This window comes from Actinophytocola sp. (assembly GCF_050699915.1).
Taxonomy (GTDB): Bacteria; Actinomycetota; Actinomycetes; order Mycobacteriales; family Pseudonocardiaceae; genus Actinophytocola.
This window is the reverse complement of sequence record NZ_JBOHGA010000028.1, coordinates 34,905-44,349: the sequence shown is the minus strand read 5'-3', so window position 1 is coordinate 44,349 and position 9,445 is coordinate 34,905. Positions and strand designations below refer to the sequence as shown.

Sequence of the window (9,445 nt, the reverse complement as noted above, 5' to 3'; positions counted from 1 at the left end):
GATCCGGCGAGCTCGGCCGCGCGCCGTCGGTGTCGGTGCCGGTGCCGGTGGGGTGGCTGACTGCGGACCTGCTCCCGGGGTGGACCGACGAATGGGTGGTGGCGGAGCGCGAATGGTTCCGGGAGATGCGCCTGCGTGTCCTGGAAGTGCTGAGTGAGCGTTTCCGGGTGCGCGGAGACCACTTCCACGCGTATGAGACGGCGATGGCCGCGGTGCGGGGCGACCCGCTGCGGGAGAGCGCGCGCCGGCGGCTCATCGAGCTGCACCTGGCCGACGGGAACCCGGCGGCGGCGATGCGTCAGTACACGGCCTACCAATCGTTGCTACGCGCCGAACTCGGCGTCAGCCCGTCATCGGAGATCCGCCAGCTCGTCCAGCAAGTGCTCGCCGATCGCTAGGTACCCCAGACGGCTGCCCGAGTGCGAGTCACATCGGTCGGGACGGGTCGAACACCGCTCGGACACAGCCATGCTTCCTGTGCTTGACAGGTGTAGCCCTTCGCACCGTCCTCGCTCGGCTTGGCTGCCGCGCCAGCGCTTGCCGGTGGTCGGCGCGTGGGCCGCACCACCGCACATGTCTCGACCTCATCTCCCGCAGTGCTCGCCGAACCTCCTGCCGCGGATCCTTGCGGCCCCTCGGCAGACGGGCCCGCCGGGGCCGGAACGCGGCCTGGCCGCCGCCTCCGTGCCCCGACTGCCCAGCGCCGCCGTCACCCGAGTCTCGACGTCGAGACCCGCGACGGCCTCGACCGCCGATCCCCTGTCCCTCGGTCCCCTCAGGCGGTCCGACGGGTGGCCGGGGTGCGGCGCAGGGCCACCCCGAGGCCGACCATGCCGACACCCAGGAACAGGTGCAACCAGTTGTCCGCACCGTTGACCGGCACGAAGTTGGCCGCGCTGTCGTGGTCGATCACCAAGCCGTAGAGCCACAACACCAGGTACACCACGCCGCCACCGATCAGGAAGCTCGTCGCCCCGGGCACCGTGCGGGCCATCACCAGCCCGACGACGCCGAAGAGCAGGTGCACGATGTTGTGCAGGATCGACACGTGGAACACGCCGAGCAGCATCGCCGTCGACTCATGCCCCGCGAAGGTCATGCCGTCGTAGTCGGTCGTGGCTCCGGGGATGAACCCGAGAATTCCCACCAGCAGGAACACCACGGCAACCACCATGGCCGCCAACCGCGCCGGATGCGTACCGACTGAACTCGTCCTGGCCACCTTTTCCTCCTCCGCATTCCGATGGAACGACCTCGGCCCGAGAACCGCTTCTCGCGACCGCTCGGGCGAATACCCCGCCGATTCCTGGACACACACGAGGGGCACGCTGTTTGTGCCGGCCACAGGCAGCACCGGAGGTCGGCGATGCCGACGAACCGTTCCCGCCCGACCCGACGCGGTGCCCGCCGCGCCGGCGGTCGTCCATGCGACAGAACCATCTCGAGCCGACCCGGCAGGTCGGTGGCGCCGTAGAGATCGCGGCCGCGACCAGCCGCGTTCCGACCCACTCCACCCGGCGACGCGTATGGTTACGCTCGTAGCGGCCCCGCGCGTTGAGAAGCCAGCGCCGGACCCATCGCCCCCGTCGGGCGGCGATGGTCGTCCGTGGCGTGCTCGGAGCGGCCCCTCACAGCGAGTCCTCCTGGTGCGCGACGGTTTTCGGAACGGGCAGGAGTGCGACGTGAGCCAATTGAATCGCCAACAGGAGAAGAGAGCCGGCGTGGTCACCGCACCCAGCGCCGAATCCCTCGCGCAAGAGTTCGTGAGGCTGACACGTGAGTTGTTGGACTCCGGCTCCGTGGCCGCCGTTCTGGATCGGGTCGTGTTCGCGGCGCGGGACATCGTGCCGGGCGCCGACCTGGTGAGCGTGACCCTGCGCAGCCCTGACGGCGAGTTTCACACCCCAGTCGAGACCAGCCAGGTTGCCAGCGACCTCGATCAGCTCCAGTACCGATTCGGGGAGGGCGCCTGCGTCGAGGCGGCACGGCCGTCCGGGCCCGCGATCGCGATCAGCGACGACCTGGCCACCGACCCGCGCTGGCCACGGTTCGGGCCGGCCGCGGCTGCCTTCGGGTTCCGATCACTGGTCTCCACCGCTCTGCTGCCCGACGCCAAGAGCCCGCAACTCTCCGGTGCGCTCAACGTGTACTCGCGCGCCCCGCACGGTCTCGCGTCAGCCGACCGGGACATCCTCCTGCTGCTGGCCACCCATGCTTCGCTGGCCCTGGCCACGACCAGCGCCGTGTCCCGCGGTGACCTGAAGGCCGAACAGCTACACCAGGCACTGGACAGCCGCGACGCCATCGGCCAGGCCAAGGGCGTTCTCATGGCTCGGCGAGGAATCACCGCCGAGCAGGCGTTCGCCTTGCTGCGCCGCACTTCACAGGAGCTCAACATCAAGCTGCGGGAACTCGCCCGCGTCGTGACCGAACGCAACGCCGAACTCGACCACGCAGACCAATGTGAAGACGTCAAGAAATGATGAGACGGTAACCGGGGTGCTGACCCTTCGCTTCTGAAGGCCAGGGCCGCGCCACGCCCGGCCACCTCGCGGTCCGGCTTCTGAAGCAGCCATTGGCCAGCCCGCTGCTTTCTATTCTACCGCTGACTCTCCGCCTCAACACTACGACCGTGTCCACGGTGCCACCCTGGGTAGACCACTCCGTGATCGGCGGGTGTTCACGTCGGGACTTTGGGCTCTGAGACGTTGCCAGTTTTCCACCTACAGTGGCGGCCGAATGCCCGATCGGGCACGGCCGTTCAGCAGCGTGCGGCGCCGACTCGAAGCTCGGTGCGCAACGCGTGCCAGGCCGGAAGGCGGGGTGAGCGGGTGGAAACTAGGCGCGAGTCGAGCGCCCAGCTGGTCAAGGCCCTGTCCGCGGCGGCACATGAGCTGAGTGCGCCTTCGTCTTCGCAGGACCAGGTCCTGGCGCTGATCGTGTCCGGCGCGGTGCACACCGTGCCCGGCGCCGAACACGCCGGAGTGTCGCTGTTGGCAGCGAACGGAGTCATCACATCGCAGGCACCGAGTAGCGATCTCGTTCGCCGACTGGACGAGCTGCAGTCGACGTACCGAGAAGGGCCGTGTATCGCCGCGTTGCGAGAACAGCACACCGTGCTGGTCGACAACCTGGCCATCGAGGCACAGCGGTGGCCGAACTTCGCGCCAGCGGGCATGGCGTGCGGGGCGGTGAGCATGCTGTGCTTCCAGCTGTTCGCCAGCGACGATTCCCTGGGCGCGCTCGCCCTCTACTCCAGCCGGGTAGGCGCGTTCGATGACGAGTCCCTGACGCTGGGCGAGTTGTTCGCCTCGCACGCGGCGCTCGCGCTCGGTCGTGCACAGCAAATGGAGCAGCTGCACCAGGCACTGGCGACCCGTGATGTGATCGGGCAGGCCAAGGGGATCCTGATGGAGCGGTTCAGCATCGACGCCATCGCGGCGTTCGCGATGCTGGTGCACAGCTCCCAGGACACCAATATGAGAGTCGCTGACGTGGCTCGGTGGTTGGCCGCCGAGCCGCGCCCCCACGCTGACCGGTGACGACCGAACCACCTCATGCCGGTCCAGGCCGATGCCAAATCCGGATCGCGCGGATCCCGCTGGGTGTACTGGTCGACCACGGCCGCACAGCGCACGTTTAGCCGCACCCGAAGGGGCAATTCTCGCCCGAAGCCGTTCCTGGGACCCCCGGTACAGCTTTTCCCACCGAGCTGCCGGAGGTAGCGCTATGACCACGATCAGAGAACATCGGCCATACCCGCGAAGAGTCTCCGCCGACGGCCCGGAGCCGATTTTGGCGGGTGAGAAGACGGCGACACAGGCGTGGTTGGTGAAGGCGTTCGCGATCGTGCCCCTGCTCGCCCTCATGGCGGCGGTGCCGTTCGCCTGGGGCTGGGGGCTTAGTTGGGTCGACGTCGGCCTGGCCGCGTTCTTCTACACCGTCACCTGCCTGGGTGTGACCGTCGGCTTCCACCGCTACTTCACCCACGGCGCGTTCAAGGCGAAGCGTTGGCTGCGGATCGTGCTGGCGGTGGTGGGCAGCACGGCCATGCAGGGACCGGTCATCGGCTGGGTGGCCGACCACCGCCGCCACCACGCCTACGCCGACAAGGAGGGCGACCCGCACTCCCCCTGGCGGTTCGGCACCACGCCCGCGGCGCTGGTCAAGGGTTTCTGGCACGCGCACATGGGTTGGATGTTCCAACGAGAGCGGACAAACTCCCAGCGGTTCGCCCCCGACCTGCTCGCCGACCGCGACATTCGGCGAGTGGACCGACTGTTCCCGTTGCTGACCGTTGTCACGTTGGTGGCGCCCGCCGTGTTGGGCGGGTTGATCACGATGTCGTGGTGGGGCGCGGTGACCGCGTTCTTCTGGGCCAGCCTGGTCCGTCTTGCCCTGCTGCACCACGTGACCTGGTCGGTGAACTCGATCTGTCACCTGATCGGCGACCGGCCGTTCGAGGCGCGGGACAAGTCCGCGAACTTCTGGCCACTGGCCATCGCATCCATGGGCGAGTCCTGGCACAACTCCCACCACGCCGATCCCACCTGTGCCCGACATGGCGTCCGCCGTGGACAGATCGACATCTCCGCTCGGCTGATCTGGGCGTTCGAGAAACTCGGCTGGGTCCACAACGTCCGCTGGCCCACGCCCGAACGCCTCGCCCGCAAACTCAAGACCCGCCGATCCGCTACGAACGAGAACGTCTCGCAACCCGGCTTCGAACGATAACAGGGAGACCATGGACAACAGCGTGAACACCGCGTCGCCGATTAGCGATGCACCACCACGGATCGCCTTGCCGGGAACGATTCTGGGGGTCGGTCTGGGTGGGTTCGTCGACGGAATCCTGTTGCACCAGCTGCTCCAGTGGCACCACATGCTCAGCAGTACCGGCACCGACAACGCGGGCGTGCCGGCCTATTCGGTCGACACCGTGCCCGGGCTGCGGATGAACACCGTGTGGGATGGGGTGTTCCACACGTTCACGTGGCTCGCCGTGCTGGCCGGACTGGGGTTGCTGTACGCGCGGGTGACCTCCGCGCGCGGGCGAATGTGGCGCTCGCGCGTGTTGTGGGGATGGGTGCTCGTCGGGTGGGGGCTGTTCAATCTGGTCGAGGGAGTCCTCGATCACCACGTCCTCGCCATTCACCACGTCCGGTCCGGCCCGAACCAGCTGTGGTGGGACCTCGGGTTCCTGGCCTTGGGTGCCGTCCTCGTCGCCGCGGGATGGCTCCTCCGGCGCCCACAGGCGGCCATGCGCGACGACCCGCCGCGGTGACGGCCGATGGCGACACCCGGGTTCGCACACGAAGCACTCGCCGCGCCCGCAACGTTCCTGCTGCCGTTGCTCGCCGTCTCGCTCGTTGCCGGCGGCTACGTGGCGCTCGTCGCCCACCAACGCCGGAACGCGGTGATGTGGAGCCGTTGGCGCACGGCGAGCTTCCTCACCGGGTGCGGTGTCGTCGTCCTGGCCGTGTTACCGGCCATGTCGCCCTTCCCCGATGGCGACTTTCGTGGGCACATGCTCCAGCACCTGCTCATCGGCATGGTCGCACCCACCGGGCTGGCACTGGGCGCGCCGGCCTCGTTGCTGCTGCGTAGCGTGCCGGTCCGCAGGCGGCGCTTCGTCGCGACTGTCCTGCGCAGCCGCGTCGTCCACGTCCTCACCAACGCCGCCACCGTCCTGACGCTGAACATCGGCGGCCTGGTGGCCCTGTACGCCACGCCCCTCTACGCCCTCATCGACGCCAACCCGGCCGCGCATCATCTGGTGCACCTGCATTTCCTCATCTCCGGGTACCTGTTCGCGTGGCTCATCGCGGGCCGCGACCCCATGCCACGACGTCCCTCCGTGCCGATCCGACTGGTACTGCTGGGCGTCGCGATCGCGACACACGCCGTGCTGTCCCAACTGATGTACGCAGGACTCTTGGGCAGCGCCGATATACCGCCCGAACAGCTACGCGGCGCCGCCACACTGATGTACTACGGCGGCGACCTCGCCGAGCTGGCACTCGCGCTCGCCCTCATCACGACATGGCAGCCGCGACCCAACCGCCCTGACGCCGCCGTCCGACGCCGTGCGGGCTGCAATTCCGGTCCCGCAAGGCAGTCGTCACGGACGACGCTGCGCTGGCACCAGGGTCGCCGGTCCATCGCCGCACTCGAAAATCCCGCCCCGGTACGCCGCTCGCGCCGCCGGCAGTGGGAGTCGAACGCCCGGTCGCGCGGCGATGACCCGTTGCGCGTCGACCCCTCCGGGCATGACCTCGGCCGCGCGGAGCAGACCCACGAGCTGAGTACGCAGCTCGTCGTCGCCACGCGGGAACACGCGCAGCAGATCGCGTCGTGCCACCACTCCGACGAGACGGCCGTCCCAGTCGACGACGAACAGGCGACGCAGCCGACACTTCGCGAGCTGCCGCGCCGCGAAGCTCACTGGTTCGTCGGCATGGACCGCGCGCACCGGGGTGGTCATCAACTCCGCCGCGGTCCTCTCCGGTGAGCGGTACCACCCATGCTGAGACGGCAGGTCCGCGCGTGCCACGACACCGATCGGCTGGCCACGACGATCGACGACCGGCACGGCGCGGACCCGCGCCTCGGTCATCTTGGCGATTAGCTCTCGAAACGGGGTCTCCGGTCCGACGGTGACGACTCGCGTCGTCATCACCGACGCGACGGCCAACTCGCCCACCACCGCAACCTCCCTCGACTCGCTACGAGGAAAGCCTCTTCGGGGACCAAAGACCAGGGCACCAAGGCCCTTCGCGGCAGGGACCTAGGACCCACAAGACGTCGTTGGCAATGACAGCGGCTTCACGAGCACCGCGACCCACAGCTCGGGGATGTCGCTGATCGACTGGCTCGTCACCTTCGTTCCGGCATGACACCTGTCCGGAACATGGAGCCGGTCACGTCTTCGAGCCGCTGGTAGGTCTCGGCGCTGGCGACCAGGCTCTCCGACAGCTCGTGGACGGCCGTGGCGCTGTCGTCGAGCCGTTGCCCGCTCTCGGCGATGTACCGGGTGGCCGCAGCGCTGAACGTCTCGGCGGCAGGTACCTCTCCGAGCAGATGGGCCACGAGCTGCAGCCTCGACACGGCGCCGGCCGCGTGCCGCAGAGTGGCAGCCGACTCGTCGAGAGGGCCTGCCGCGCGGCGGAGCGACTCCGGGTCCGTCGTGTAGCCGTCACCGGCACCGTCGGGTGCCAACCCGAGCTCCTCGAGCGAGAGTCGCGTGATGTCGGCGCCTTGGTGGTCCCGGTGTTCCTCGTCGTCGCTCAGCCCCTCTTCGTCTTCCTCCGCCAGGTACTTGCCCGCGTTGGACTCGTGCAGGACGACGATGTCGCCGCCGATCTCCTCGATCTCCTCGACACCGTGGCGGGTCTCGCCGAGGTCGTGCTCCTCTCTGAAAGACAACCACTCGAACGGATCGCTCGGATCGAGCTGCCAGTCCCGCTGCTGGGTGATCAGCGCGCTGGAGTCCTTGCCACCGGACTGCGCGAAGACGAACTCGCCGTCGCGCACCACGGCCCCCTGAATGTTCGTCGGGGTCGGGTGGACCTCCGGGTTCTCCGTGTCGACCGACCCGTCGCCTGCGACGTCGTAGCCGTACAGCTTGGGCTCGTCATCCGGATCCGTTCGGTACTGACCCACCCACAGCTTGCCGTCCGCGTAGGTGACGTAGCTGCTCGCGTCCGTGTCGACGACCTCCTTGGGGTGGACGGTCTCGCCGGGGCGGGCGTCGTCGATGTCCTGCTGGGAGTACCGGTAGATCTGCGAGGTCTGGTCCGGCGGGTCACCGACGGTCGAGGTGACCCAGACGTTGTCGCCGTGCGCCTCGACACCGCCGACGTGGTTCGGCGCGGCGCCGACGCCCACCTGACCGACCGGCCCCTCGTACAGCTGACCACCGAGGTCGACGTGCTTGAGCTCGTCCCCTGTCTGGTTGTCCACCACGGTGAGCCGGCTGCTCGGGTCCTCGGAGTACGGGTCGTAGGAGCTGACCAGAAGTTCGTCCCGGCCCTCCAGGTAGGCCAGCCCCTGCGGCACCCATGGTTGGCCGCGACCGACATGGTCGAGGTCGATGCTCTCGTCGAAGGCGGCCGCGGCGGCGGTGAGCGCGCTCTCGTAGGTGTCGCTGGCGTCCAGCAGCATCCCGATCACCCAGAGCGCGAGCCCCTGTCGCTCGGTCTCCGGCGTGCTCCGCCATGGCTGGATCGCCGTGTCCGCGGCATCGTGCAGGTCCGCGTAAGCGCGAGCGGCACGCCGGATGGCGACGACCGCGACGCGCAGCCGGCGATCCGCGGCCGTGGCCGTCGTCGTGGTGTCCTGCGCCGCCGTGACGAACTCCACCGCAGCGGAGCCGCGCCAGTCCGACACCGCGGCCCCCGCGCCGTCGGAGATCCCGCGCGCGGCGTCACGCACCCCCGGCCGCACGTCATCGAGAGCCGCCCCGACAGCGGCGACCCCGTCCGAGTCGCCGGACGTGAGCCGGCCATGGAGCACCTCGGGATCCAGGAACGTCATCGGCATCTCCTCCACGGTCCGGTGAACATCCGTTGACAGGGAGTCTGCCTACCAGAGGCTCGAGTTCCGCGTCGGGCGTTTGATCCAGGCGCGGGTCAGTCGGTGACCCAGTCCATGTGCTCGATCCAGTGGTCGAGCAGTGCCCGATCCCCGAAGATCTCCAGCGTGGGAGCCGCATTCAGCGGGCGACGCCGGCTGAGCACGAGCAGCAGATCGGCCGCTGGGCCGCGGACCGCGACGTCCGCCCTGGTGTGCGTGCGTTCCAGGGCGACCCGGTCCGCTTCCCTGCGGGCCAGCCACTCCCCGGGCGCGTCGGTCGCGTGGAAATGCAGGGTCTGGCCGTCACCGCGCATCGCGTCGGCGAAGCCGGACCTGTTCTCCCAGTAGCCGCGGGAGGTCATCGTGTCCAGCCAGTCCTCGACGGCCGCAACGGCAGGCTCCGGCGCCAGCTCGTAGCGCATGCCGAGCGTCGCAGCCGCGTCCGCGCGATGCACGCAAGCCTCGCCGAGCAGCCGACGTGACCAGAACGGCACGCCCGCGGCGGCGCCGGACGGATCCCACACCGGCGTGTCGTCGGCGACCGACTCGAACGCCTGCTTCGCCTCGGCCGCGCCGTCGGTCAGCCAGGCGCGCCACCGGGCCGAGTCGGTCGGACCCGGAACGTAGCGGGCGAACGCCCCGCTCGGCTCTGTCATTCGCTCACCCACGAGCATCGTCACCATGCGCTGTGTCGAGCCGACATGGTCGACGAGATCGGCCAGTGTCCACTTCGGGCATGTCGGCACCGGCGCCGTCGCATTCCCGCCGTGCACCCAGTCGGCGAAGGTGCTCGTCTGTTCGACGACAGCTTCCAAGTACGTGGACGTGTCCATTCGCTTCCCCTCCAAGTGTTCCGTCAGATTTCTGCTCA

At 68.9% G+C, this 9,445-nt stretch carries 9 protein-coding genes and 1 pseudogene; 6 read left to right on the top strand and 4 right to left on the bottom strand.

Annotated features, from left to right (window positions below; genetic code table 11):
• Window positions 1–398, top strand: a 398-nt coding sequence (locus ACRDSK_RS08110) for an AfsR/SARP family transcriptional regulator (protein ID WP_431439328.1), incomplete at its 5' end; no start/stop codon positions are given.
• Between the two features lie 377 nt (window positions 399–775).
• Here ACRDSK_RS08110 and ACRDSK_RS08105 read toward each other — a convergent pair.
• On the bottom strand, window positions 776–1,174 hold the full coding sequence (locus ACRDSK_RS08105) for a DUF4383 domain-containing protein (RefSeq protein ID WP_431439327.1): 399 nt from the start codon (window positions 1,172–1,174) through the stop codon (window positions 776–778).
• Between the two features lie 517 nt (window positions 1,175–1,691).
• Between ACRDSK_RS08105 and ACRDSK_RS08100 the strand changes: the two genes are divergently transcribed.
• The 5 genes and pseudogenes from ACRDSK_RS08100 to ACRDSK_RS08080 all read left to right on the top strand — a co-directional run.
• Window positions 1,692–2,483, top strand: a complete 792-nt coding sequence (locus ACRDSK_RS08100; protein WP_431439332.1) for a GAF and ANTAR domain-containing protein — start codon at window positions 1,692–1,694, stop codon at window positions 2,481–2,483.
• 348 nt (window positions 2,484–2,831) lie between these two features.
• Window positions 2,832–3,542 (top strand): GAF and ANTAR domain-containing protein, encoded by a 711-nt coding sequence (locus ACRDSK_RS08095; protein WP_431439326.1) that lies wholly within the window; start codon window positions 2,832–2,834, stop codon window positions 3,540–3,542.
• Between the two features lie 187 nt (window positions 3,543–3,729).
• Window positions 3,730–4,734 (top strand): acyl-CoA desaturase, encoded by a 1,005-nt coding sequence (locus ACRDSK_RS08090; protein WP_431439325.1) that lies wholly within the window; start codon window positions 3,730–3,732, stop codon window positions 4,732–4,734.
• Between the two features lie 22 nt (window positions 4,735–4,756).
• The gene (locus ACRDSK_RS08085) at window positions 4,757–5,284 is read left to right on the top strand and encodes a DUF2243 domain-containing protein (protein ID WP_431439331.1); all 528 of its coding nucleotides are present in this window, start codon (window positions 4,757–4,759) and stop codon (window positions 5,282–5,284) included.
• Window positions 5,285–5,290: 6 nt separating this feature from the next.
• Window positions 5,291–6,034, top strand: a pseudogene (locus ACRDSK_RS08080) (cytochrome c oxidase assembly protein); the annotation flags it as partial.
• An 87-nt stretch (window positions 6,035–6,121) separates the two neighbouring features.
• On the opposite strand, the gene ACRDSK_RS08075 reads toward ACRDSK_RS08080, so the two are convergent.
• From ACRDSK_RS08075 to ACRDSK_RS08065, 3 genes are all read right to left on the bottom strand, one after another.
• Window positions 6,122–6,676: a CBS domain-containing protein gene (locus tag ACRDSK_RS08075; RefSeq protein ID WP_431439330.1), complete on the bottom strand. Its 555-nt coding sequence runs from the start codon at window positions 6,674–6,676 to the stop codon at window positions 6,122–6,124.
• 200 nt (window positions 6,677–6,876) lie between these two features.
• Window positions 6,877–8,535 carry a WXG100 family type VII secretion target gene (locus ACRDSK_RS08070; RefSeq protein WP_431439324.1) on the bottom strand — a complete coding sequence of 553 codons (1,659 nt, stop codon included), beginning with the start codon at window positions 8,533–8,535 and terminating at the stop codon, window positions 6,877–6,879.
• A gap of 95 nt (window positions 8,536–8,630) precedes the next feature.
• On the bottom strand, window positions 8,631–9,407 hold the full coding sequence (locus ACRDSK_RS08065) for a maleylpyruvate isomerase family mycothiol-dependent enzyme (RefSeq protein ID WP_431439323.1): 777 nt from the start codon (window positions 9,405–9,407) through the stop codon (window positions 8,631–8,633).
• Window positions 9,408–9,445 lie beyond the last annotated feature (38 nt).